General features: G+C 70.8%; 22 protein-coding genes. 9 read left to right on the top strand and 13 right to left on the bottom strand.

Features of this window, described 5'->3' with window-relative positions; translation table 11 throughout:
* Nucleotides 1-177: 177 nt before the first annotated feature.
* A complete protein-coding gene (locus tag G8346_RS03575) occupies nucleotides 178-1,275 on the bottom strand; it encodes an aminopeptidase (RefSeq protein ID WP_166048309.1) in 1,098 nt (365 codons plus the stop codon).
* Nucleotides 1,276-1,464: 189 nt separating this feature from the next.
* Between G8346_RS03575 and G8346_RS03570 the strand changes: the two genes are divergently transcribed.
* Nucleotides 1,465-2,697: a multifunctional CCA addition/repair protein gene (locus G8346_RS03570; RefSeq protein WP_166048307.1), complete on the top strand. Its 1,233-nt coding sequence runs from the start codon at nucleotides 1,465-1,467 to the stop codon at nucleotides 2,695-2,697.
* 19 nt (nucleotides 2,698-2,716) lie between these two features.
* On the opposite strand, the gene G8346_RS03565 is transcribed toward G8346_RS03570, so the two are convergent.
* Nucleotides 2,717-3,514 carry an undecaprenyl-diphosphate phosphatase gene (locus tag G8346_RS03565; RefSeq protein WP_166048305.1) on the bottom strand — a complete coding sequence of 266 codons (798 nt, stop codon included), beginning with the start codon at nucleotides 3,512-3,514 and terminating at the stop codon, nucleotides 2,717-2,719.
* A gap of 13 nt (nucleotides 3,515-3,527) precedes the next feature.
* Nucleotides 3,528-4,667, bottom strand: a complete 1,140-nt coding sequence (locus G8346_RS03560; protein ID WP_370520526.1) for a class I SAM-dependent methyltransferase — start codon at nucleotides 4,665-4,667, stop codon at nucleotides 3,528-3,530.
* Between the two features lie 131 nt (nucleotides 4,668-4,798).
* On the opposite strand from G8346_RS03560, the gene G8346_RS03555 reads away from it, so the two are divergent.
* Entirely contained in the window at nucleotides 4,799-5,521 is a 723-nt protein-coding gene (locus G8346_RS03555) for a pteridine reductase (RefSeq protein ID WP_370520535.1), read from the top strand.
* A gap of 30 nt (nucleotides 5,522-5,551) precedes the next feature.
* Here G8346_RS03555 and G8346_RS03550 read toward each other — a convergent pair whose 3' ends face one another.
* Genes G8346_RS03550 through tsaD form a run of 4 tightly spaced genes read right to left on the bottom strand, consistent with a single transcriptional unit; the run spans nucleotide 5,552 to nucleotide 8,788 of the window.
* Nucleotides 5,552-6,850: a S41 family peptidase gene (locus tag G8346_RS03550; RefSeq protein WP_240901291.1), complete on the bottom strand. Its 1,299-nt coding sequence runs from the start codon at nucleotides 6,848-6,850 to the stop codon at nucleotides 5,552-5,554.
* A 38-nt stretch (nucleotides 6,851-6,888) separates the two neighbouring features.
* Nucleotides 6,889-7,395: a 2-amino-4-hydroxy-6-hydroxymethyldihydropteridine diphosphokinase gene (folK, locus tag G8346_RS03545; protein ID WP_166048298.1), complete on the bottom strand. Its 507-nt coding sequence runs from the start codon at nucleotides 7,393-7,395 to the stop codon at nucleotides 6,889-6,891.
* Nucleotides 7,388-7,753 carry a dihydroneopterin aldolase gene (gene folB / locus G8346_RS03540; protein WP_166048296.1) on the bottom strand — a complete coding sequence of 122 codons (366 nt, stop codon included), beginning with the start codon at nucleotides 7,751-7,753 and terminating at the stop codon, nucleotides 7,388-7,390. The genes folK and folB overlap by 8 nt, the downstream gene beginning before the upstream one ends.
* A gap of 9 nt (nucleotides 7,754-7,762) precedes the next feature.
* A complete protein-coding gene (gene tsaD / locus G8346_RS03535) occupies nucleotides 7,763-8,788 on the bottom strand; it encodes a tRNA (adenosine(37)-N6)-threonylcarbamoyltransferase complex transferase subunit TsaD (protein WP_166048294.1) in 1,026 nt (341 codons plus the stop codon).
* A gap of 125 nt (nucleotides 8,789-8,913) precedes the next feature.
* Here tsaD and rpsU point away from each other — a divergent pair, with 125 nt between their 5' ends.
* From rpsU to G8346_RS03510, 5 genes are all read left to right on the top strand, one after another.
* Nucleotides 8,914-9,129, top strand: a complete 216-nt coding sequence (rpsU, locus tag G8346_RS03530) for a 30S ribosomal protein S21 (protein WP_166048292.1) — start codon at nucleotides 8,914-8,916, stop codon at nucleotides 9,127-9,129.
* A gap of 28 nt (nucleotides 9,130-9,157) precedes the next feature.
* On the top strand, nucleotides 9,158-9,601 hold the full coding sequence (locus G8346_RS03525) for a GatB/YqeY domain-containing protein (protein ID WP_166048290.1): 444 nt from the start codon (nucleotides 9,158-9,160) through the stop codon (nucleotides 9,599-9,601).
* Between the two features lie 76 nt (nucleotides 9,602-9,677).
* A complete protein-coding gene (dnaG, locus tag G8346_RS03520) occupies nucleotides 9,678-11,429 on the top strand; it encodes a DNA primase (RefSeq protein ID WP_166048288.1) in 1,752 nt (583 codons plus the stop codon).
* A gap of 73 nt (nucleotides 11,430-11,502) precedes the next feature.
* Complete coding sequence (rpoD, locus tag G8346_RS03515) at nucleotides 11,503-13,416, top strand: RNA polymerase sigma factor RpoD (RefSeq protein WP_166048286.1); 1,914 nt, start codon at nucleotides 11,503-11,505, stop codon at nucleotides 13,414-13,416.
* A 16-nt stretch (nucleotides 13,417-13,432) separates the two neighbouring features.
* Nucleotides 13,433-16,432, top strand: a complete 3,000-nt coding sequence (locus tag G8346_RS03510) for a DUF748 domain-containing protein (protein WP_166048284.1) — start codon at nucleotides 13,433-13,435, stop codon at nucleotides 16,430-16,432.
* Nucleotides 16,433-16,579: 147 nt separating this feature from the next.
* On the opposite strand, the gene G8346_RS03505 is transcribed toward G8346_RS03510, so the two are convergent.
* Entirely contained in the window at nucleotides 16,580-18,298 is a 1,719-nt protein-coding gene (locus tag G8346_RS03505; protein ID WP_166048282.1) for an NAD-dependent malic enzyme, read from the bottom strand.
* Between the two features lie 148 nt (nucleotides 18,299-18,446).
* Here G8346_RS03505 and G8346_RS03500 point away from each other — a divergent pair, with 148 nt between their 5' ends.
* Complete coding sequence (locus G8346_RS03500; protein ID WP_166048281.1) at nucleotides 18,447-18,650, top strand: dodecin family protein; 204 nt, start codon at nucleotides 18,447-18,449, stop codon at nucleotides 18,648-18,650.
* Between the two features lie 3 nt (nucleotides 18,651-18,653).
* On the opposite strand, the gene G8346_RS03495 is transcribed toward G8346_RS03500, so the two are convergent.
* The 5 genes from G8346_RS03495 to G8346_RS03475 all read right to left on the bottom strand — a co-directional run bounded on the left by G8346_RS03495 (nucleotide 18,654) and on the right by G8346_RS03475 (nucleotide 22,892).
* The gene (locus tag G8346_RS03495; RefSeq protein WP_166048279.1) at nucleotides 18,654-19,634 is read right to left on the bottom strand and encodes a PA2778 family cysteine peptidase; all 981 of its coding nucleotides are present in this window, start codon (nucleotides 19,632-19,634) and stop codon (nucleotides 18,654-18,656) included.
* A gap of 50 nt (nucleotides 19,635-19,684) precedes the next feature.
* Nucleotides 19,685-20,065 (bottom strand): PA2779 family protein, encoded by a 381-nt coding sequence (locus G8346_RS03490; RefSeq protein ID WP_166048277.1) that lies wholly within the window; start codon nucleotides 20,063-20,065, stop codon nucleotides 19,685-19,687.
* A gap of 75 nt (nucleotides 20,066-20,140) precedes the next feature.
* Nucleotides 20,141-21,505, bottom strand: coding sequence for an NAD-dependent succinate-semialdehyde dehydrogenase (locus G8346_RS03485; protein WP_166048275.1), 1,365 nt, complete (start codon nucleotides 21,503-21,505; stop codon nucleotides 20,141-20,143).
* A gap of 51 nt (nucleotides 21,506-21,556) precedes the next feature.
* The gene (locus G8346_RS03480) at nucleotides 21,557-22,432 is read right to left on the bottom strand and encodes an alpha/beta hydrolase (RefSeq protein WP_166048274.1); all 876 of its coding nucleotides are present in this window, start codon (nucleotides 22,430-22,432) and stop codon (nucleotides 21,557-21,559) included.
* A 16-nt stretch (nucleotides 22,433-22,448) separates the two neighbouring features.
* A complete protein-coding gene (locus tag G8346_RS03475) occupies nucleotides 22,449-22,892 on the bottom strand; it encodes a MarR family transcriptional regulator (protein ID WP_166048271.1) in 444 nt (147 codons plus the stop codon).
* Between the two features lie 107 nt (nucleotides 22,893-22,999).
* Here G8346_RS03475 and G8346_RS03470 point away from each other — a divergent pair, with 107 nt between their 5' ends.
* Nucleotides 23,000-24,187 carry a patatin-like phospholipase family protein gene (locus G8346_RS03470; RefSeq protein WP_166048269.1) on the top strand — a complete coding sequence of 396 codons (1,188 nt, stop codon included), beginning with the start codon at nucleotides 23,000-23,002 and terminating at the stop codon, nucleotides 24,185-24,187.
* Nucleotides 24,188-24,214 lie beyond the last annotated feature (27 nt).

Genomic DNA, 24,214 nt, shown 5'->3' with positions numbered 1-24,214 from the left:
CGTCGGCCCTGACCCCGAAACTCCGGTGCGCAACCGAACCCCGCCCCCTGAAACATGGCAGCGGGGCCGGGACGTGCAAGGCGCACTGAGTGAGATAAAGATTTCCGAACGAAGGGCGCCTTGCACGGCCCGGCCCCGCGGCCAGGAGCAGGGTCACCGGTAGCGATGGAGCCGGGGTCAGCGCTGCGCGGCCGTGGCGAGCAGGCGTCGCATCTCGGCGTCGCGCTCCGCCTGCGGCAGGTTGCCGAGCCGCTCGGCCGCCGTATAGAAGGCCTCGAGGTCCCCGTCGGCCTCCACCAGCAGCAGGCGGAAGGCCGGGACCAGCCCGCGGTAGGTGGCCGAGGGAATCAGGCGGGCGTTGTTCAGCGGCGCCTCGAACCAGCGGTCGAAGCCGGTCCAGCCGTCCCACGAGGCCTTGAGCGCGCGGTACTCGGCCTCGAGCTGCGCGAACGCGGCGGCCTTGCCGGCGCGCATCTCGGGCTCGTCGGCGCCGGAGGCGTACAGCGCCTGCAGCTGGCCGCGGGTGCGGGCGAGGAGGAACTGGAAGGCCGCGGCACGGCGGCGCGATTCGCGCCATGTCGCCAGGTCTTCCTCGCGCCCGGTGGCGAGCAGCCAGCGGCGCACGCCCTCTTCCTCGACGGTGGTGGCGAAAGCCTCGTTGAACGCCGAGTCGTCCTTGACGTAGAGCCGCTGGTGCGCGAGCTCGTGGAACAGCAGGCCGGCCAGGCGGGCGTCGTCGCGATACAGCATGCTCGAGAGCACCGGGTCCTCGAAGCGGCCCAGCGTGGAGTACGCCGACGCGCCGCCGACCCAGGTGTCCCAGCCGTCCGCTTCCAGCCGCGCGGCGGTGCGCTCGGCGTCCGCGCGCTTGAAATAGCCGCGATAGACGACGCAGCCGGCGATCGGGAAGCACCAGCGCTTCGGCTCGAGCGAGAAGGCGGGCGCGGCGTAGACGTTGTAGACCACGGCGGGACGGTCGAGCTGCACGTAGCGGGTGTAGCTGCCGTTGTCGGGCAGGCCCAGCTCGTCGATGGCGAAGCGGCGCGCGGCCTGCGCCAGCTCGAGCCGCTCGCGCACCGCCGCGGGCGTGGCGGGATCGGCGATGACCTCGTCGATGGGCTCGCGCGCGGCCATGAGCCCGAGATGGCCGGACACCGCCTGGGCGTAGTACCCCGCAGTGCTGCAGCCCGCCAGTGGCAGCAGCAGCAACAGCATCGGCAACAGCAACGGTGCGACGCCGACGCGCTGCGGCCGCTTGGGAAGGCGAAGCTTCATGCGCGTCAAGATAGCAGGGACCCAGAGCGCCGGCAGCAGGGCATCGGCAGCGGCGCCGGAACGCACACGGCGCACTGAACGAGATAAAGACTTCCGAGTGAAGGGCGCCGTGTGCGGTCCGGCGCCGCGTGCGTCTGGGCCTGCGGCCCGGCATGCTGTGCGGTCCAACCCCGCGTATACAATGCCGCCATGGAAACCTACCTCGTCGGCGGCGCCGTGCGCGATGAACTGCTGGGCCTCCCGGTGGGCGACCGCGACTGGGTCGTGGTGGGCGCGACGCAGGCGGACATGGAGCGCGCCGGTTTCAAGGCGGTGGGACGCGACTTCCCGGTGTTCCTGCACCCGGAGACGGGCGAGGAGTACGCCCTGGCGCGCACCGAGCGCAAGACGGGGCCGGGCTACCGCGGCTTCGTCGTGAACGCTTCGCCGGAGGTGACGCTGGAGGAGGACCTGCAGCGGCGCGACCTCACCATCAACGCCATGGCGCGCGCCGCCGACGGCACCCTGGTCGATCCCTGGGGTGGCCGCGCGGACCTGGAGGCACGCCTGCTGCGCCACGTCTCGCCCGCCTTCGCCGAGGACCCGGTGCGCATCCTGCGCACGGCGCGCCTGGCCGCGCGCTTCGCCGCGCAGGGCTTCACCGTGGCCGAGGACACCCTGGCGCTGATGCGTGACATGGTGGCGGCCGGCGAGGTGGACGCGCTGGTGCCGGAGCGCGTGTGGCAGGAGACGCGCCGCGCGCTGGAGACGCAGCACCCGGACCAGTTCGTGCGCGTGCTGCGCGACTGCGGCGCGCTGGCGGTGGTGTTCCCGGAGCTCGACGCCCTGTTCGGCGTGCCGCAGCCGGCGCGCTGGCATCCCGAGGTGGATACCGGCCGGCACCTGCTGCTGTGCCTGCGCGCGGCCGCGCGCCTGGGTCTCGACGCCGAGGCGCGCTTTGCGGTGCTCACCCACGACCTGGGCAAGGGCACCACGCCGCGCGAGTACTGGCCGGCGCACCACGGCCACGAGGAACGCAGCGTGACGCTGCTCAAGCGCCTGTGCGCGCGGCTCAAGGTGCCCACTGCATACCGCGAGCTGGCGCAGATCGTGGCGCGCTATCACGGCTTGTGCCACCGCGCCGCGGAGCTCAGGCCGGCGACCGTGCTCAGGCTGCTGGAGGGTTGCGACGCCCTGCGCCGGCCGGAGCGCTTCGAGCAGTTTCTCGGCGCCTGCGAGGCCGACATGAAAGGGCGTGCCGGCCTCGAGGACGCGCCCTATCCGCAGGCCGCGCTGCTGCGCCGGGCGCTGGCGGCTGCAGCGAGCGTGGCGCCGGGCCCGCTGCTCGAGTCGGGCCTGGCGGGCGAGGCGCTGGGGGAGAAGCTGCGCGAGCTGCGCATCGCCGCCATCACCGCCGCCTGCCCGCGCGACCTCGAGGGCTGACCCCGGGGCCAGGCCCGACTCAGAGATAGATCCAGAACAGCACCGCGGCCAGCAACAGCCGGTAGACGGCGAAGGGCGCCATGCCCATGCGCCCGAGCAGGGCGATGAAGCCGCGGATGGTGATATAAGCCACCACGCCCGCGCCGACCGCGCCCACCGCCAGCGCCGGCCAGTCCGCCGGCTGCGGGTCCTGCGCCAGCTTGAGCAGCTCGTAGCAGGTCGCGGCGAGGATCACCGGGATGGACAGCAGGAAGGAGAAGCGCGCCGCGGCCTGGCGGTTGAGGCCGAGGAACAGGGCCGCGGTGATGGTGATGCCGGAGCGCGAGGTGCCAGGAATCAGCGCCACGGCCTGCGCCAGGCCGACGATGAGCGCCTCGCGCCAGCCGATGTGGCGCTCGTCGCGCGTGCGCGCGCCGCGCGCGTCGGCGACCCACAGCAGCACGCCGAAGGCCGCGGTGGTGGTGGCGATCACCAGCGGCGAGCGCGCCAGGGTCGCGACCTGGCCGCCGAACAGGGCACCGCAGACGACCGCGGGGATGGTGCCGAGCACCACCCACCAGGCCAGGTCCGAGTCCGGGGTGCGCGCGCGCCCGCGCAGCGTGCCGAGCGCGTCGCGCGCCATCGGCCACAGCTCGTGACGGAAATAGAACACCACCGCGGCCAGGGTGCCGAGATGCACCGCAACGTCGAAGGGCAGGCCCTGGTCGGTCCAGCCCAGCACCACCGGCACCAGCACCAGGTGGCCCGAGCTGGAGATCGGCAGGAATTCCGTGAAGCCCTGCACCACCGCCAGCACCAATGCCTGCACCAGGTCCATGCGTCGTTCGCTCCTACAAGCGGTTGGCCAGGTCCAGCAGGCCGAAACCGTCCAGCGCCGGCGCCAGCGCCCGGCTCAGGCCGAGCACGCGGAAGCGCTCGCCCATTTCCGCCGGCAGCAGCAGCCGGCGGGCCTGCTGGGCCTGCATGATACCCGCTGTGCTGCCGCCCTCCTGCAGCATGGCCTCGAGGCCGTTGCCGGCGAGGAACGCCGCCTGGGTGGTATAGCCTTCGAGGGTCAGACCCCGTTCCACGCCCGCCTCGGTCATGGCGGTGAAATCCACCCAGGCGGTGATGTCCTGCAGCCCCGGCCAGAGGAACGGGTCGTCGTGGGCGCGATGACGGTAATGGCACATCAGCGTGCCCATGCTGCGCTCCGGCGCGTACAGCTCCGCGCGCGGCAGGCCGTAGTCGATCACCAGCAGCAGGCCGGCGGCGAGGCTGTCGGCCAGGCTGCACACCCAGGGCTGCAACAGCGGGCTGAACTCGGACACGTAGCCGTCGGGGAAAGGCGCGCCGCGCGCAGTCTCGAGCGCGCGCACGGCCGCCGCGAGCTCCGGCGCCGGAGGCAGCAGGGCCCAGGCCGGCACGCCGTCGGCGTCGAAACGCACGCCGAGCGCGTGCACCTCGCCCGCCTGCACCGTGAAGCGCTCCACCGGCAGCGCGTCGGCGACCTCGTTGGCGAGGATCACGCCGCGGAAATCCTGCGGCAGGGTGTCGAGCCACTCGGCGCGGTCGCCCAGGCGCTGCTGCTGGCGCTGGCGCAACTCAGGACTCGGCTCCAGCATCAGCCAGCGCAGCTCGCCGACCTCGGCCAGCGCCGCCTCCGCCAGCGCACCGCTGCCGCCGCCGAGTTCCAGCACCGCGCCGCCGCCGATGGCCTCCAGCACCGCGCGGGCCTGGCGCGCCACGCAGCGGCCGAACAGCGGCGAGAGCTCAGGCGCGGTGACGAAGTCGCCGGCCGGCCCGAGCTTGGCGGCGCCGCCGCTGTAGTAACCCAGCCCGGGCGCGTACAACGCCGCCTCCATGAAGCGCCTGAAGCTGATTGCGCCGCCGGCGCGAACTGTTTCCGCGCGCAGGGTCGCCAGCAACGCCGCGCTGCGCGTCCGCGCGTCAGCATCCGGCGCGGGCCAGTCGGCGGGATTGGAGGACACTGGGTGCAAAGTTGGCCACAATGGCGCCGCCTGCATGGCGGCCGAAGCACGGGGAATGCTACATGAGCACAGACGCCGACAACCACGGCACCCACAACCAGGGCGACAGCGACCAGGACCTGGCCGGGCGTGTGGCGCTGGTCACCGGCGGCGCGCGACGCATCGGCGCGGCCGTGGCCGAGGCGCTGCACGAGGCCGGCGCTGCCGTCGCGGTGCACTACCGCGGTTCGGCCGCCGCGGCCGAGGCGCTGGTGGCGCGGCTGAACGCGCGCCGCGACGCTTCCGCGCTCGCCCTGCAGGCCGACCTGCTCGACACGCCCGCCCTGCCGCGCCTGGTGGCGCAGGTGGCGGACGCCTTCGGCGGCCTCGACGTGCTGGTGAACAACGCCTCCAGCTTCTACCCCACCCCCGTGGGCACGATCACGGAGCAGCACTGGGACGAGCTGGTGGGCAGCAACCTGAAGGCGCCGCTGTTTCTCGCCCAGGCCGCCGCGCCCTGGCTGCGCCAGCGCGGCGGGCTGATCGTCAACCTGGTGGACGTGCACGCGCGCCGGCCCATGGCGCGCCACCCGGTGTATTGCGCCGCCAAGGCCGGGCTGGAAATGCTCACCTACAGCCTGGCGCTGGAACTCGGCCCCGAGGTGCGGGTGAACGGCGTCGCGCCGGGCGCCATCCTGTGGCCCGAGGCCGGGGTGGGCGAGGCGGAGAAGACGGCGACGCTGGCGGGGATCCCCCTGCGGCGCACGGGCACGCCGCAGGATATCGCCGCCTGCGTGCTCTACCTCGCCGGCCCGGGCGCCTACGTCAACGGCCAGGTCATCGCCGTCGACGGCGGGCGCCACCTGGGCTTCTGATGCCCGGGCTTCTGATGCCCGGGCTCCTGGTCAGTAGGCGTCGTTCAGGCGCCACATCGGCTGCGGGCCTTCCGCATCCGGCACCCGGTCCATGAGCATCTCAGCCTGCATCGTGGTCTGCGGGCAGAAGCCGAACTGCAGCCAGTGCACGGCCGCATCGAACGACTCCTCGCCGGCCTCGCCGAAACCGAACGCGGTGTCGTCCGCGGCCGGGCAGTCCACCGGCAGGCCGTCGAAATAGTCGCCGACGCCGAGGCCGTTCACCACGGCGAAAGACACCGGGCGGAGCACGTTCTCGCAGATCGTGAACCCCAGCTGCCCCACCGGCTTGCCGAAGCTCGGCGCGCCGACCACCGCCGTCGACGTGGGCAGGTACGGCGGGATGCCGTTGACCAGCATCTCGGACGCCGAGGCGGTGGCCTCGGTGGTGATGAACACCAGCTTGTCCAGCAGCAGCGCCTCCGGCGGAGCGGTGCTGTCGAGGAAGAAGGTGCGGTCGCGGTCCGTGTTCTTGTCGTTGTACTGGTAGCTGGCGAACGGCTGGCTCGGCGCGATGCGGCTGGCCAGCAGGTCGGCGAAGTGCTCGACCACCGAGACCAGGCCGCCGCCGTTGTAGCGCAGGTCCACGATCAGCTGCGTCACCCCCGCGAGGCGGAATTCCGCGAACACCTCGTCCAGCGCCGCCACGCCCGGGGTGACGAAATTGCGGAACACCAGGTAGCCGGTGTTCTGGCCGTTGACCTGGAACACGCGCGCCGCGGTCACCGGCGGAATGGTGACCACGTCCTTGCTCAGGGTCGCGGTGACCACCGCGCCGCCGGGCTGCTCGAAGGTCAGCTCGAACTCGTAGCCGACCTCGGCCGGGCCGAGGGCCTCGGAGAAGGTCCCGCTGGCGAGGATCTCCGCGATCGGCACGCCGTCCACGGCGAGGATGCGGCTGCCGCGCACCAGGCCGACGAGGTCGGCCGGGCCGTCCTCGAACACGTCCAGCACCACCTGCGCGGTGAGATCCTCACTGGCCTGGGAGCGGAAGCCGACGCCGATGAACTGGCTGGAACCGAACAGCGCTTCTTCCTCCGCCACCGTGGTGAGGTAGCTGAAGCGGTCCAGCGGCTGGAAGCGCAGCGCATCGAGCAGGGCCTGCTGCGAGGAGAAGGACGTCGGGTCGACGTTCGGCAGCTCCTCGTACCAGAGGTAGTACTGCTGCATGGTGTCGTAGATGGCCTGGTTCTGAGCCGCCACCGAGCATTCGCCGATCGGCGGGCCCACGATGCTGGAATCGGAGCTGCTGCCGCAGGCGGCCAGCGCGCCGCTGGCCAGCATCAGCATCACGGACTTGAATCGCCTGGCATGTCTCGTACCGCTGTTCATAGTGCCACCTCCGCGGCAAAGTCACCGGCCACCCGCTCGAGGGGGTGGCGCGTGTCGTCGAATTCTTCCCACAGCTCGGCGTAACTGCGGCCGAGCACCGGGTGCGCCTGGTCCGGCACCAGGTCCGCCAGCGGCTTGAGGACGAAGGCGTAACGCGTGATCTCGTCGCGCGGCAGCTCGATCCCGTCCACCATGCCCGCGACGTCGCCGTACAGCAGCAGGTCCAGGTCCAGGCTGCGCGGGGCGAACTTCGCCTCGCCGCGCTGGCGGCCGTTGTCCGCCTCGATGCGCGCCAGCACCGCCGCCACCGCGCCCACCGGCGCCTCGGTCTCGAAGGAAATCACCAGGTTGAGGAAATCCTCGCCCTCGAAGCCGACCGCGCTGTTGCGGTACACCGGCGACAGGCGCAGCAGGCCGAAATGCTCCGCCAGGGCCCGCAGTCCCGCCCCCAGGTGCTTGCGGGGCTCGATGTTGCTGCCGGCGCCGACGAAGACTTCAGGCATGGAAATCCGCCGTGGTCCGCTCGATGCACACGCCGACGTCGCGCGCGCCGCGGATCGCCCCGGGCTTGTTGAGGGTCACCTTGACGCGACTGACGTCAAACTCTGTGACCACGATGCCGGCGATGCGTTCCGCCAGGGTCTCCACCAGCTGGAAGCTGGAGCCCTCGACGAACTCGATCAGGCGCTTGGCCACGGCCTTGTAGTTCAGCGTGTCCTCGATGCTGTCCGAGGCCGCGGCGCGGCGGATGTCGGCGGCGATCTCGAGGTTGATGCTGACGGTCTGGCGGATGCGCCGTTCCCAGTCGTAGATCCCGATGACGGTCTCGACCCGGAGGTCGTTGAGGAAAATAGTGTCCACCCAGGTCCTCTAGACGCTGGCGCCCGGCGGGCGCAGGGTTTCAAGATCCCACCGGGCTCGCGCCTCGATGGAGGATGACGCGGTCTCGCCGGCCTTGAGACGCAGCATACCCGCGTAGGCGATCATGGCGCCATTGTCGGTGCAGAACTCCAGCCGCGGATAGAACACCTCGGCGCCGGCCGCCGCGGCATCCGCCGCGAGGCGCTCGCGCAGCCGCCGGTTGGCGCCCACGCCGCCGGCGATCACCAGGCGCCGGATGCCGGTCTGCTGCACGGCGCGCAGGCTCTTGCCCACCAGCACCTCGACGATGGCTTCCTGGAACTCCCAGGCCACGTCCGCCCTCGCCCTTTCGTCCAGCTCCAGGTCGCGGATTCCGGTGATCACGGCGGTCTTCAGGCCGCTGAAACTGAAGTCCAGCCCGGGCCGTTTCAGCATCGGCCGCGGCAGGCTGACGCGGCCGGGCCCGCCACTGCTCGCCAGCTGCGCCAGCGCCGGGCCGCCCGGGTAGCCCAGGCCCAGCACCTTGGCGGTCTTGTCAAAGGCCTCCCCCGCGGCATCGTCCAGGGTCTCGCCCAGCACGCGGTACTCGCCCAGGCCGCGCACTTCCACCAGCATGCTGTGGCCGCCGGAGACCAGCAGCGCGATAAAGGGAAACTCCGGTGCCGGCGACTCCAGCATGGGCGCCAGCAGGTGCCCCTCCATGTGGTGCACGCCCACCGCCGGCACGCCCCAGGCCCACGCCAGGCTGCGCCCGGCGCAGGCGCCCACCAGCAGCGCGCCGATCAGCCCGGGGCCCGTGGTGTAGGCGACGCCGTCGATCTGCGCCGGGGCGAGGCCCGCCTCCGCCAGCACTTTTTCCACCAGCGGCAGGAGCTTGCGCACGTGGTCGCGCGAGGCCAGCTCGGGCACCACGCCGCCGAACTCGGCGTGCAGCCGCACCTGGCTGTAGAGCGCGTGGGCCAGCAGGCCGGCCTCCGAGTCGACCACGGCCACGCCGGTCTCGTCGCAGGAGGTTTCGATGCCGAGAACCTTCAAGTTCGTCTCCTGGCGCCCTACTGGCTTTCATGCCGGGGCGCCGCTACAATGGTCGGTCTTTACCCGGCCCATGTGGCCGGTTTTTTCAGACAACCCAGCCCAACCCTTTAGGATGGTGAGCTTTAATGCCTGGTGTACGCGTACGCGAAAACGAATATTTTGACGCCGCCCTGCGGCGCTTCAAGCGGGCCTGTGAGAAGGCCGGCGTCCTGACCGAGCTTCGTCGCCGTGAGTTTTACGAGAAGCCGACCCAGGAACGCAAGCGCAAGAAGGCCGCAGCCGTGAAGCGTCACGCGAAGCGCATGCAGCGTGAGCAGTCCCGGCGCAAGCGCCTGTACTGATCCCCCGCCTTCCCCCGGGACCCGAACGGTGTCCGTCAAGAACCAGCTCCGCGAAGACATGAAGCAGGCCATGCGCTCCGGCGACAAGGCCCGCCTCGGCGTGGTGCGCATGGCGTTGGCCGCCATCCAGCAGCGTGAAGTCGACGAGCGCATAGAGCTCGACGACGCCGGCGTGCTGGGCGTGATCGAGAAGATGATCAAGCAGCGCCGCGAGTCGGTGGAGCAGTACCGCGCCGGCGGTCGCCAGGACCTGGTGGACAAGGAGTCCGCCGAGATCGAGCTGCTCTCGGCCTACCTGCCCGAGCCGCTGGATGCAGCCGAGCTGGCGGCCCTGGTGGACGAAGTGGTCGCGGCGACCGGCGCCACCTCCATGAAGGACATGGGCAAGGTCATGGCGGAGCTGCGCCACCGCGCCCAGGGGCGCGCCGACATGGCGGCGCTGAGCGCGCAGGTGAAAAGCAGGCTCGGCTGAGCTATTTATATCGGGTGCACAGCCCGAACCCCCACTTCCACCCAGCCATGTGGCGCGAGCCGCGACGCGAGCGACCATGGGCCTGATCCCGGCCAGCTTCATCGACGAACTGATGGGCCGCACGGACATCGTGGAGGTCATCAACGCCCGTGTGCCGCTGAAGAAGGCCGGACGCGAGTACAAGGCCTGCTGCCCCTTCCACGGCGAGAAGACGCCCTCCTTCACCGTCAGCCCGAACAAGCAGTTCTATCACTGCTTCGGCTGCGGCGCCCACGGCACCGCGCTCGGCTTCCTCATGGACTTCGAGCATCTCAGCTTCCCCGAGGCGGTGGAGGAGCTGGCCTCGCTGGCCGGGCTGGAAGTGCCGCGCGAACAGTCGCCGGAGGGCGAGCGGCGCGTCGACCTGTACGGCCTGCTCGACGCCGTGGCGGCTTTTTATCGCGACGAGCTCAAGCGCCATGCCCCGGCCGTGGATTACCTGAAGGCGCGCGGGGTGAGCGGCGCGACGGCGGCGACGTTCGGCCTCGGCTGGGCGCCGGAGGCCTGGGACGCGGTGCTGAAGCGCTTCGGCCGCGACGAGGAGACCGTCAGGCGCCTCGCCACCGCGGGACTGCTCATCGAGCGCGACGGCGGCGGCCACTACGACCGCTTCCGCGGCCGCGTCATGTTCCCCATCCGCGACGCCCGCGGCCGGGTGATCGCCTTCGGCGGGCGCGTGCTGGGCAAGGACGAGCCGAAGTACCTGAACTCCCCGGAGACGCCGCTGTTCCACAAGGGCCGCGAGCTGTACGGCCTGTACGAGGCGCGCCAGGCGCTGCGGCAGGTCGACCGCCTGCTGGTGGTGGAAGGCTACATGGACGTGGTCGGGCTGCGCGAAGCCGGCATCCCGTGGGCGGTGGCCACGCTGGGCACCGCCACCACGCCGGAGCACCTGGAGCGGCTGTTCCGGGTGACGGAGGAAGTGGTGTTCTGTTTCGACGGCGACCGCGCCGGGCGGCAAGCGGCCTGGCGCGCGCTGGAGAACACCCTGCCGACGCTGGGCGAGGGGCGCCAGGTGCGCTTCCTGTTCCTGCCCGAGGGCGAGGACCCGGACTCGCTGGTGCGCGCCGAGGGCGCTGCGGCCTTCACCGCCCGCCTGGCGCGCGCGCTGCCGCTGTCGGATTACCTGCACGACGAGCTCGCCGCCCGGGTCGACATGGACAGCATGGACGGCCGCGCCCGGCTCGCCGAGCTGGCCAAGCCGCTGGTGGCGAAGGTGCCGGAAGGCGTGTTCCGCGCCCTGCTGGTGCGGCGCATCGCCAGGGCTGTCGGCATGGATGAGGCCGCCTACGGACGCTTCGTGGACGCCGCTGCCGGCGCCGCGCCGCAGGCCCCCGGCCGGCCGGCCCGGCAACCGCGGCCGGTGCCGGGGCGCAGCAGCCTGGTACGCCGGGCCGTGGCGCTGGTGGTGCATTTCCCGGCCCAGGCCGCGCAGGTGAAGCTGCCGGAAGGCCTGGCGGGGCTGGAGCGCCCCGGCATGGACCTGCTGCAGGCGCTGCTGGCGGACGTCGGCCCGCGCATGACCACCGGCGGCCTGCTGGAGCGCTGGCGCGAACACGACGCCTTCCCGCACCTGCAGAAGCTGGCCACGGCGGAAATGGTGGCCACCGAGGACGTGGCGGCCGCCGAGCTGCAGGACTGCCTCGATCGCCTCGAAGAGGAGCGCATCCGGCTCCGCCACGAAGAACTGTTCGAAATCTCGCGCGCGCAGCCGCTGAACCCGGAGCAGCGCGCGGAGCTGAAGACCCTGGACGCCCGCCTGGCCCGCCGCAGTGGAACCCCGGGGTGACTTCAGGCGTCGAAAAGTGTGTGCACGGTGCTATACTGTGCGATTCGTTTTTTACCGGCACGAGGGCCTCTGAGTGAGCGAACGTCGCAACGCCCTACCTGATGAGAAGCAGTCCCAGATCAAGCTGCTGATCGCCCGCGGCAAGGAGCAGGGTTACCTGACCTATGCCGAAGTCAACGATCACCTCCCGGACGACATCGTCGACCCGGAGCAGATCGAGGACATCGTCAACACGATCAACGACATGGGCATCACGGTCTACGAGAAGGCGCCGGATGCCGAGGAACTGCTGCTGGCCGACACCGCCGTGTCCGCCGACGACGACGACACCGAGGAAGCGGCCGCGGCCCTGGCCAGCGTCGACAGCGAGTTCGGCCGCACCACCGACCCGGTGCGCATGTACATGCGCGAGATGGGCACGGTGGAACTGCTCACCCGCGAGGGCGAAATCCGCATCGCCAAGCGCATCGAGGAGGGCCTGGAGCAGGTCCGCCACGCGCTGTCCGAGTTCCCGGGGACCATCGAGTACCTGCTGAACCAGTACGCCGCCGTCGAGGCCGGCGAGGCGCGCCTGGCCGACCTGGTGGTGGGCTTCATCGACCCGAACCAGACCGACGAGGTGGCCCAGCCGGGCAACCGCGCCGACGACAAGGCCAAGGAAAAGGCGAAGGAAAAAGAGAAGGCCAAGGCCAAGGGCAAGGGCAAGAAGGCGGCCGCGGACGACGAAGACGACGACGACGATGACGACGACTCCGCCGCCGAGGTCGACACCGGGCCGGATCCGGCCGAGGTCAGCCGCCGCATGAAGAAGATCGGCCGGCTGCACAAGCAGGTGAAGACCCTGCTGGCGAAGGAAGGCCCGGCCCACGCCAAGACACGCAAGACCCGCGCCCAGCTCACGGACGAGTTCATGCAGCTGAAGCTGGCGCCGAAGCTGTTCGAGGAGCTGGGCAACAACCTGCGCGGCGCCGTCGCCGGCATCCGCACCCAGGAGCGCCAGATCATGGCCCTGGCGGTGCGCGAGGCCGGGATGCCGAAGAAGGACTTCCTCGCCAGCTTCCCGCAGAACGAGACCGGCTCCGAGTGGCTGGAGAAGCAGATCCGCGCCAAGCGCAAGCACTCCTCGCAGCTGGGCAAGCTGCGCCCGGAGATCGAGCGGGCGCAGAAGAAGCTCATCGCCCTGGAGAAGGAGAACGGCCTCTCGGTCTCCGACATCAAGGAGATCAGCCGCCAGATGTCCATCGGCGAGGCCAAGGCGCGGCGCGCCAAGAAGGAGATGGTCGAGGCCAACCTGCGCCTGGTGATCTCCATCGCCAAGAAGTACACCAACCGCGGCCTGCAGTTCCTGGACCTGATCCAGGAAGGCAACATCGGCCTGATGAAGGCGGTGGACAAGTTCGAGTACCGCCGCGGCTACAAGTTCTCGACCTACGCCACGTGGTGGATCCGCCAGGCCATCACGCGCTCCATCGCCGACCAGGCGCGCACCATCCGCATCCCGGTGCACATGATCGAGACCATCAACAAGCTGAACCGCATCTCGCGGCAGATGCTGCAGGAGATGGGTCGCGAGCCGACGCCGGACGAGCTGGCCGTGCGCATGGAAATGCCCGAGGACAAGGTGCGCAAGGTGCTGAAGATCGCCAAGGAGCCGATCTCCATGGAGACGCCCATCGGCGACGACGAGGATTCGCACCTGGGGGATTTCATCGAGGACGCCTCGGTGCTCTCCCCGATCGATTCGGCCACCGGCGAGGGCCTGAAGGAGACCACGCATGCCGTGCTCGCCGGCCTGACGCCGCGCGAGGCCAAGGTGCTGCGCATGCGCTTCGGCATCGACATGAACACCGACCACACCCTCGAGGAGGTCGGCAAGCAGTTCGACGTCACGCGCGAGCGTATTCGCCAGATAGAGGCCAAGGCACTGCGCAAGCTGCGTCACCCGACGCGCTCGGAGCAGCTGCGGAGCTTCATCATCGAGGATTGACGCGGGGACCCACGCCATGACCGCCGCCTGGCGCAGCAAGATGAAACTCCAGGGATGGAGACTCTGGGCGCTGGCGGCGGTGCTCGCCTACACCCTCGTCGGCTTCCTGTTCCTGCCCTGGCTGGCGCACAACCAGGCGCCGAAGCTGGCGCAGGAACGGCTCGGCGTCGACCTGTCGATCGAGAAGGTTCGCTTCAACCCCTACCTGTTCAAGCTCACGGTCGAGGGACTGTCGCTCGAGGACCCGGAGTCGGGGCCGATGCTGGACTTCCGCCGCCTGGTGGTGGACTTCTCCCTCTCCAGCGCCTGGCGGCGGGCCTGGACTTTCGGCGAGCTGGCGCTGGAGCACCCGCAGCTGCGGCTGCAGCGCGGCGCCGACGGCATCGTCAACTTCAAGCGCATGTTCGACCGCCTGCCGCCCCCGGCAGAGCCCGCCGAGCCCGACCCGGATGCGGCCCCGCCGCGGCTGGTGCTGCACAACGTCACGCTGGTGGAAGGCCGTCTCGCCGTCGCCGACGAGGCGCATCCCGAGAACTGGTCGCTGGCCTTCGGCCCGGTCAGTTTCGCCATGGAGCACTTCGCCACGCTGCCCGAGGGCGAAGGCGCGTACACGCTCGAAGTCACCGGCCCACGCGGCGGCAGGATGCGCTGGAACGGCAGCTTCGCGGTGGATCCGCTGGCTTCCGCCGGCAGCGTCGAGCTGGACAACCTGGCGCTGGCGCCGTTCTGGGAGTACGTGCGCCACGACTATGACGCCGCCTTCACCGGGGAAGCACGCCTGGCCCTGGGCTTCGACTACGCGCTGGACGGCAGCAGCGAGGCGCTGGACTTACGGGTGCAGCGCGGTCGCGCCACGCTGACGGGCCTCGAGGTGGCGCAGCGCAGCTCCGGCGCGCCGCTCCTCGCCCTGCCGCGCACCGCGGCAGACGGCATCGAGTTCGACCTGGCGCAGGGCACGCTCGACGTCGGCAGCGTCGAACTCTCCCAGCCGGGCCTCGAGCTGCGCCAGCTGGAGGACGGGACCATCGACCTGGTGGCGGCGCTGACGCCGCCGGGGAGCGCCGCGGAAGAGGCCACGGAAGACGCGGAAGGGCCCGAAGCGGAAAGCGGCGACGGTGAGGCAGCGGCGTCCGGCCTCGCCATCCGGCTCGGCGCCTTGCGCATCGACGGCGGCCGCGTGGCCTTCGAGGATCGCATGGCGCCGCGCCCGGTGCAGGTCGCGCTGGAAGACCTCGTGCTGGCCGTCACCGACTACCGCAGCGCCGACGGCCATCGCGCCGACGTGGAACTCAACGCCGCCGCGGCCTCCGGCGGCACGCTGGCGGTGTCCGGCGCGGTGCGCGCCTTGCCGCTGCAGGTGGGGCTGGACGTCGGCATCGAGGGACTGTCCCTGCTCCCCGCGCTGCCCTACACCGACGGGGCGATGAATCTCGAGGTGGCGAGCCTGCTCGCCGATGCCGCGGGCCGCATCACGCTGAGCGACGAGGAGCCGTTCGCCTTCACCGGCAAGGCGGCGCTGCGCGCGCTCGAAAGCCGGCTGCCGGACGAAGAAACGCAGCTGGTCGGCTGGCAGGTGCTGGATGCGGAGGGCATCGACCTGTCGCTGGCGGGGCGTGCCCTGCGCATCGGCAAGGTGGCGGTGTCGGAGCCCTTCCTCAAGGTACTGGTCAACGAGGACGGCGACCTGAATCTCACCGCGATCGCGCCGGGCAGCACCGCAGGCGAAGCAGCGCCGGACGCCGGGGCGCCGGACGCCGGGGCGCCAGACGCTGAGGCGCCGGACGCTGGGGCGGCCGCCGAGCCCTTCGCTGTCGGCGTCGGGCGGGTCGATATCGCGGACGGCACCATGGACTTCACCGACCTCAGCCTGCCCATCCCCTTCGCCGCACTGGTGCAGCCGATGCGCGGCTCGATCGCGGCCATCACGTCCGGCAGCCCGACCCCGGCGCGCGTCGAGTTCGACGGCGACGTGAACGAGTACGGCGCCGCCACCATCCGCGGCACGCTCGACGTGTTCGAGCCGACGCGCGTGATGGAACTGGAACTCGACTTCCGCAACATCGAGATGCGTGACCTCACGCCCTACACGGTCAAGTTCGCCGGCCGCGAAATTGCCGCGGGCACGATTGACGTCGACCTCAGCTGGATCATCCGCGATGGCCAGCTCGAGGCCCGGAACCGCATGTTGATCAACGACCTCAAGCTCGGTGACAAGGTCGATTCGCCCGGCGCGATGAGCCTGCCGCTGGACCTGGCCGTCGCGCTGTTGACCGACACGCAGGGCCGCATCGACCTCGAGGTGCCGGTCTCCGGCGACATCACCGACCCGCAGTTCCGCTATGCGCCGCTGGTGTTCAGGGCGCTGGGCAACGTGCTCGGCAAGATCGTCACCGCGCCGTTCCGCTTCCTCGCCTCCCTGCTGGGCGGCGGTGCGGAGGAAGCGGACCTCGAATTCGTCGGCTTCGTCGCCGGCGACGTGACCCTGCGCGGACCCGAGGCGGAGGACCTGTCCAAGCTTGCCGAGGCGCTGGTGCAGCGACCCGAGCTGCAACTCGAGATCGGCGCCGCCTTCGACGAGGCTCGCGACGGCCGCGCCATCCGCCAGCGTCTGCTGGACGACGCCATCTCGGCGCGCTTCGAGGCCGGCGAAGGCAGCGGCAAGGACGGCGACCCGGTGCGGCTGATCATGGAAGCGATGTACGCCGAGGCCGCTGGGGCCGAGGCGCCGGCCACGCTGCAGGCGGAGCACTCGTCGATTCCGGAAGGCAGCGACAAGCCGGTGCTGGACGAGACCGCCTACATCGAGGCGCTGCGCGCGGCGCTGCTCGAGCTGCAGACCGTCGAGGCGCAGGAGTTCCGCCTGCTCGGAATGGAACGCGCCGCGTCGGTACGCAACTACCTGGTGGAGAGCGGCGGCCTGGATGCAGCGCGGATCGCGGTGGCGGAGCCGGACGAGGCGCCGCGCGCGGACGAGAACCTGGTGTTCTTGCAGCTGGAGCTCGGTGTCGGGCAGTAACGTTCGCCGGTAAGGGCAGCCCCTAGGGCGCGTACATGGCCGGCAGCCGGGACACCCGGCGGCTGGCCACCCCAAAGGGATTCACCGCGCGCAAGACGTCGATCGCGACCTTGCGCCTTGCTTTAACAGGACACTTTCCTTGCCAATTCAACCCGCCTCGTAAGGCGGGTACTCCGGCTCCCAGTGGGCGGCGTCCAGGCGCCGCTCGATGTCGGCCTCGTCCAGCGGCGGGGACAGCCCCTCGGCGACGGCAGTGCGCATCACCGCGGTGGCCACGGCGCGGGTGCTCTGGCGCAGCCAGGCCACCCGCGGGTAGAGCCGGCTCTCGCCCAGCGACTCCTGGCGCACCACGTCGGCCAGCGTGCGCGCCGCGGCGGCGATCATGCCGTCGGAGACCTGGCGCGCCTCGCTCAGCAGCGCGCCGAGGCCCAGGCCGGGGAAGATGAAGACGTTGTTGCCCTGGCCGATGAGATGGCGCCGCCCGTCCATGACCACGTCGGCGAAGGGGCTGCCGGTGGCGACCAGCGCCCTGCCCTCGGTCCAGCGCAGGATCTCTTCCGGCCGCGCCTCGGCGTAATCGGTCGGGTTGGACAACGGCATGATGATGGGCCGCTGCGTGTTCTCCGCCATGGCCTTGACCACCGCCTCGGTGAACGCGCCCGGCTGCCCGGCGACGCCGACCAGGATGGTGGGGCGAAACTTTTGCACCACCTCGAGGAGGTCCGCGCCCGCCTGCTCGCCGAAGCCGCGTGCCACCGACACCTCCGTCGGCCAGGCCAGCTCGACCTTGTACTCGTCGCGGAAGTTGTCGCCCACCAGCAGGCCGCGGCTGTCCAGCACCGCCACGGGATAGTCGTCGCCGCCGGCGTCGCGGATGGCGCCGGCCAGCTGGCGCGTGATGCCGAGCCCCGCAGCGCCGGCGCCGAGCACCACGGCGCGCTGCTCGGCCAGTTCGGCGCCGCAGCCCATGAGGCCGGTGAGCACGCCGGCCAGGCACACCGCGCCGGTGCCCTGGATGTCGTCGTTGAAGGACGGCAGCCGGTCGCGGTAGCGATCGAGCAGCCGCGAGGCGTTGTCCTTGCGGAAGTCCTCCCACTGCAGCAGGGCGCCGGGGAAGACCTCGCACACCGCCGTGACGAACTCCTCGACGAGGGCGTCGTAGGCCTCGCCGCGCAGCCGGCGCGCCGGCCAGCCGAGGTAGATCTCGTCTTCCAGCAGCGAGGCGCTGTCGGTGCCGACGTCGAGGCTGACCGGCAGCGTGTAGGCGGGGTGGATGCCGGCCGCGGCGCAATACAGCGAGAGCTTGCCGATGGCGATGGCCATGCCGCCGGCGCCCTGGTCGCCGATGCCGAGGATGGACTCGTTGTCCGTGGCGACGATGAGCTTCACCGGCCGGCCCTGGGTGGCGTTGCGCAGCACGTCCGCGACGCGGCCGCGATGATCGGGCGTGATCCAGACACCGCGGCCGCGGCGGAAGACGTGGCTGAACTCGCGCGTCGCCTTGCCCACGGTCGGCGTGTAGATCACCGGCATCAGCTGCTTCAGCTGGTCGCACAGCACGCGGTAGAACAGCTGCTCGTTGCGGTCCTGCAGGGCCGAAAGCTCGAGGTACTTGTCGAAGGGGTCGCGCAGCCGGTCGAGCGTCATGTGCACGCGGCGCGCCTGCTGCGCCATGGTATTGACCCGGCTGGGCAAAAGGCCGTCGAGGCCGAGCAGGACGCGCTCCTGCGGCGTGAAACCCGAGCCCTTATTGAGCAGCGGGTCGCGGTAGAGCTCCGCGCCGCGCGCCTGCACCTTGAGCGGCACGTCGGGCTGCGGTGCCTGCAGCGGCAGGTCGCCGGGAGAGGTCCAGTTGAGCTTGGTCATGGCTTGCGCCCGCGCCGCCCGAAGTTGCCTGGATTATAGGGCCTGGCCGTATCCGGCCGCCTCAGGAAAAACCGGGGAGCGACTCCTATACTTTCCCTACATTCGCAACAGGAGTCATGCCGCGCAGGCGACTCCGGGAGACAGGACCATGTCCGTAGTGAAAGTCACCGAGATCGGCGCCTCCTCGCCGAAGAGCTTCGAGGACGCCATCAAGCAAGGCATCGCGCGCGCCAACGAGACGCTGAAGAACGTGAAGAGCGCGTGGATCAAGGAACAGGAAGTGGTGATCGAGAACGGCGCGGTGAAGGAATTCCGCGTGTTCATGAAAGTCACTTTCGTGCTCGAGGACTGAGCTTCAGGGTAGCTCGCAGGTCCCGCCCCGCACGGTATCCGCCTCCAGCCGCTGCAGGGTCTCGCGCGCCGCTGCGGCGATCGCGCTGTCGGGCGTGGCCGACTCCAGCGCTTGTTGCGCCATGATGTGCGCCGCCACCCGGCACCCCTGGCCCGCGAGCAGGTTGGCCAGGTTGTTCAGCGCGGCCGCGTGGCCGGGCTCGAGCAGCAGCAACGCGAGATAGGCGTCGTAAGCCGTGGCAAGGTCGCCGGCCAGGTGGCTGGCCGTGGCATGGCCGAACAGCGCCACCGGGTCGTCGGGCCAGGGCCCGAGCGCCGCCCTCCAGGCGCGGGCCGCGTCGGCGTGGCGTCCCGCCGCTTCCACTCCCGCCACCGCCGCGAAATAGCGCTCTCGCTCCAGCGTGGCGGGCAGCTCCCCGGGCCGCAGCAGCACCAGCCCCCAGCGCTCCGCCAGGTCCCAGGTGCGCATGAACTTGCCGGCCGGCATGACCAGGCGTTTCTCCGTGCCGGAGCGCAGGATCACCGTCTCGTTGACGGGATCGGCCCCGATCACCACCGCGTAATGCCAGGCCGGCAGCGTGCGCAGGCGCAGGTTCTGCAGCACCAGCACCGGGCGCCCGGCCACCAGCTCGGCGAACAGTGCGTCGGCCTCGGGCGGCAGCGCGTAGGGCACGAAACCCCGCTGGCGTGCCGCAGCCACCAGCTCCAGCTGCAGGCTGCCGCCGAGGCCGGGCGTATACACCTCGCGCGCCAGCGTTGCGGGGTCTGACCCCCGTAAGTCATTGTAATGCTGACCATTCTGGGAGGCGCCGAGCACTGTGGCCAGTGCGGCCGGGCCGCACTGCAGGGCGTCGTCAGGGAAGAAGGGGGTGTCGGCGAGCTCCACCGGGGCGCTGCGGTCCTGCATGGACGGCGCCGCGGAGACGAGCTCGCGCTGGGAGGCGCAGCCGCCCAGCGCGAGCAATATCGACAAGATCAGCAGCACCCGCCGCCCGGGCAGTCCCGGGCCACGGCTGCCGATGTCGCAGGCGATTCTCAGATGCGACTGAAGATGTTGGTGACGCCGACGATCTCGAGGATCAACAGCACGACGAAGACGATACCGACCACCTCGAGCACGCCGGCGCCGGCGGGCAACTCGGCGAGGCGGCCGTCGAGCTGCTGCAGCTCGGCGTCGGAGAGCGCCGCGACGCGTGCCCTGGCATCGGCCGTATCGACACCGAGCGCCTCCAGCTGCGCCTGCACGGCCTCGCGGTCCAGTGCCGCCTGCACGCGCGCCACGGTCGCGGCGCGTTCGGACTCCATCATCACCGTCTGCGTGCCGACAATGGTGGCGTGCGCCGGCGCAACCAGCCCGGTGGCGCCGAAGGCGATCACGGAGACGATGGCAACGACCTTCACGAAACTCTGCTTCATGCTGTCATTCTCCTGTGGTTGTCGATGCTCGAAACTACCCCAGCCGCAACGCCGCCGTCCAGCCGCGGCGCGTCTTCAGCCCACCCACAGCGTCTTGGCGTTGACGAACTCCAGCAGCCCGTGGCGCGACAACTCGCGGCCGTAGCCGGAGTCCTTCACGCCGCCGAACGGCAGGCGCGGATCGCTCTTCACCATGCCGTTGACGAAGGCCGCGCCGCACTCCAGCCGCCGTGCCAGCGCCGCACCGCGCTCCAGGTCCTGCGTCCACACCGCGCCGCCGAGACCGAAGGGGCTGCCGTTGGCGATGACCAGCGCATGCTCCGCATCCTCGACCCGCATCACCGTCGCCACCGGCCCGAACAGTTCCTCGCTCCAGGCACGCATGACAGGGGTGACACCGTCCAGCACCGTCGGCGCATAGAAGGCCCCGGGGCCTTCCAGCGGCCGCCCGCCGGTGAGGACCCGGGCGCCGTGCTCCACCGCGTCCTCCACCTGCGCGTCCAGCTCGTCGCGCAGGTCGGTGCGCGCCATGGGCCCGAGCGTGGTGTCCTCCGCCGCCGGGTCGCCCGGCACCAGCGCCTCGGCGCCGGCGACGAAGCGCTCGAGGAAGGCATCGGCGATGTCGGCATGCAGCAGGAAACGCTTGGCGGCGATGCAGCTCTGGCCGGCGTTCTGGAAGCGCGACTTCAGGCCCTGGGCCACGGCCGCGTCGAGGTCAGCGTCCGCCAGCACGATGAAGGCGTCCGAGCCGCCGAGCTCGAGCACGCATTTCTTCAGGTGTTCCCCGGCGACCGCGGCCACCGCCGCACCCGCCTTGTCGCTGCCGGTGAGCGAGACCGCGTGCACGCGCGGATCGGCGATCACCATCTCCACGGCATCGCTGCCGATGAGCAGGGTGCGGAACACGCCCTCCGGGCAGCCCGCCTCGGCGAACACCTGGTCGATGGCGAGGGCGCACTGCGGCACGCTCGAGGCATGCTTGAGCAGCACGGTGTTCCCGGCCGCCAGCGCCGGAGCGGCGCAGCGGATGGCCTGCCAGAAGGGGAAATTCCACGGCATCACCGCCAGCACCGTGCCGAGCGGCTGGTAGACCACGCGGCTGTCGGCGGCATCGGTGGCGATGCGCTCGTCGGCGAGAAAGTCCGCCGCATGCTCGGCGTAGTAATCGCAGGCCGCGGCGCACTTCTCGATCTCGGCGTGCGCCTCCGCCTTGAGCTTGCCCATTTCCAGCGTCGCCAGGTTGGCGAGCTCGTCGCGCCGCGCGTGCAGCAGGCGGCTCACGCGCCGCAGCAGCTCGGCGCGCTCGGCGACGGGCTGGTCGCGCCAGTCGGGCGCCGCGCGGGACGCCTCGTCGAGGATCGCCTCGACCTGTTCGGGTTCATGTCCCTCGGCGCGGAAGAACTCCTCGCCGGTGGCGGGATTCACGGAAAGGAAGGCCATGACGCACCTTCTTGTCTTGAGAATGTGCACCCCAGTGTAGCCCCGCCCGGCTCACCGTGCGCGGATGAAGGCGATCACGTCTTCCATGGTGTCGTCGATGAACTGCAGCGGCGGCGCCAGCGCCGCCACCACGCGCACGTGCCCGGTGCCGTCGTACATGCGCAGCGTGACGGGCACGCCGTGTTCCTCCAGTTGCTGTGCCAGCCGCCGGCTGTGCTCCGGCAGCACGCGCGTGTCATCGGTGCCGTGGACCAGCAGCGTGGGCGGCGCGTCAGCGGAGACAAAATTGATCGGCTGGCTCTGCGGGCGCGTGTCCTCGGGGAAGACGGTCTGCATGTAACCCTCCTCCAGCGGCAGGAAATCATAGGGCCCGGACAGCCCGATGAAGCCTGCCAGTGGCGGCGGCGTCCCGGTGACCGCGGCGAGATAGCGCGGATCGAGCGCCAGCAGGGCCGCGATCTGCGCCCCGGCAGAATGGCCCATGAGGTACAGCGGCCGCGCCCCGTCGGCCACGCCGTCGACGTTATCCATTGCCCAGCGCACCACCGCGGCGCCGTCCTCGACGAAGGCCGGGAAGGTCACCTGGGGATGGGCGCGATAGTCCGGGATGAGCACGATGATGCCGTCGGACGCCAGCGCGGAGGCGACAAACTCGAAATCCGCCCGCGCCGCCTCGCGCCAGCCGTTGCCGTAAAAGAACACCACCACCGGCGCCTCGTCCGCCACCGTCGTCGGCCGGTACAGGTCGAGCTGCTGGCGCGGATCTTCGCCGTAAGCCTGGTCCGGCTCTTTCACATAGTGATCAGAGGGGCTGAACGCATTGATCGCCGCGGTCGGGCGGCAGCCGGCGAGCAGCACGGCCGCGACCAGCAGCAGCGCGGCGCGCGCGACGGCTCGCGGCTCGGTCCGGCGTGGGGCTAAGGGCATGCGTTCTCCAGCACGACTAGCCTGCCGCCGCGACGCAGGCCGCGCCGACGGCGACCAGGTAGCGCATGGTCGCCTGCGTCGCGGGCGCAAGGTCCTCGCGGGCCCGCGGGGCCACCATGAGGTGGCCGTCGTCGCGCCGCTCGATCCAGCCGGCGGCCTGGAGCTCCGCCACCTTGCGCCGCACCGTCTCGCGCGGAATGCCGGTGGTCTCGGCGATGGACTGCACGTTGATGGGCCGCGGCTGCTGGGCCAGCTGCCCGGCCTGGAACTCGGCAAAGGAGCGGCCCGCGACGCGCTGCGGCGGCAACGTCCGCATGCCGATCACGCCCAGCACCAGCATGCGATCGAGATCGCCGTTGAATTCCCGGCGCAGCGCGATCAGCAACTCGGTGAAGTGCTCCACGTGGACCGGCCAGATCTGGCCGAAATGCCTGCTAAGCTCGTCGTCGCCAAAGTGCATGCCGGTATCCGCCCCTGGGTTCACGATCCCCATTCTGGGCGGATGGCGCATTGCCGGCAAGGCAAACTCGAGACCAGAATGGCCGGATAGGCAGCGAGGAGACCCCCGTGCGTCGAAACCTCAGGTGCAACAAGGCACGCGCTGCCCTCCTCCTGGTGCTCGCCGGCCTGGCGGGCTGCGCTGCGCCGCCGCAACGGCTCGAGCCGCCGCCGGAGTTGGCGGGCATCGCCCGGGTACCCGGCATCCCGGCGGCGCGCCAGTGGGGCGACGAGCCGCCGCGCGAGCTGCAGGCCTGGCTGACCCTGCCGCGCGAGACCCTGCGCCAGACGCACAGCGGCGTGATGGGCCGCGAGCACGATTACCTCGTGCTCTCCGGCGGTGGCGGCAACGGGGCCTTCGGCGCCGGCCTGCTGGCGGGCTGGAGCGCGCACGGCTCGCGGCCCGAGTTCCAGATCGTCTCCGGCACCAGCACCGGCGCCCTGATCGCGCCCTTCGCCTTCCTCGGGCCGGCCTACGACGCGACGCTGCGCGAAATCTACACCCGCTACGCGACCGAGGACCTGGTGGAATCGCGCGGCCTGGTGCAGATCCTGCGCGGCGACGCCGCCCTGAGCACCGCTCGCCTGCGCACGCTCATCGCCCGCTATCTCGACGACGAGGTGATCGCCGCCATCGCCGCCGAGGGCGCCCGCGGGCGCTCGCTGTTCGTCGGCACCACCAATCTCGACGTCGGCCGCCCGGTGGTGTGGGACCTCACCCGCATTGCGGCGCTCGGCACACCCGAGGCGCGGGAGCTCATTTACGACGTCATCCTCGCCTCCACCGCCATCCCCGGCGCCTTCCCGCCGGTGATGATCGAGGTCGAGGCGGACGGCCGGCGCTACGACGAGATGCATGTCGACGGCGGCGTCACCTCGCAGCTGTTCCTGGCCTCGCTCGGCATCGACTGGGGCGAGGTCATGACGCACCTCGAAGTCCAGGGCACGCCGGACCTGTACGTCATCCGCAATGCGCGCATCCGCCAGGACGCGAAGGCCGTGCCGCGCCGCCTGGTGCCGGTGCTGACGCGCACCGTCTCGACGCTCATCAGGGCGCAGGGCATCGGCGACCTGGCCAAGCTCTATGCCGTCTCGGGCGAGCACGGCTTCAACTACCACGTCGCCTACATCCCGGACAGCTTCGCGGGCGAGCCGACCGAGACCTTCGACCGCGACTACATGACCCGCCTGTTCGAGTTCGGCTACGAGCTCGGCCGCAGCGGGCAGCAGTGGACACTGGTGCCGACTGCCGAATAACCCCATCCCGATCGACAAGGAAGCAAA

Source organism: Thioalkalivibrio sp. XN279 (assembly GCF_011089885.1).
Taxonomy (GTDB): Bacteria; Pseudomonadota; Gammaproteobacteria; order Steroidobacterales; family XN24; genus XN24.
This window is presented reverse-complemented; position numbering and strand designations above follow the sequence as displayed.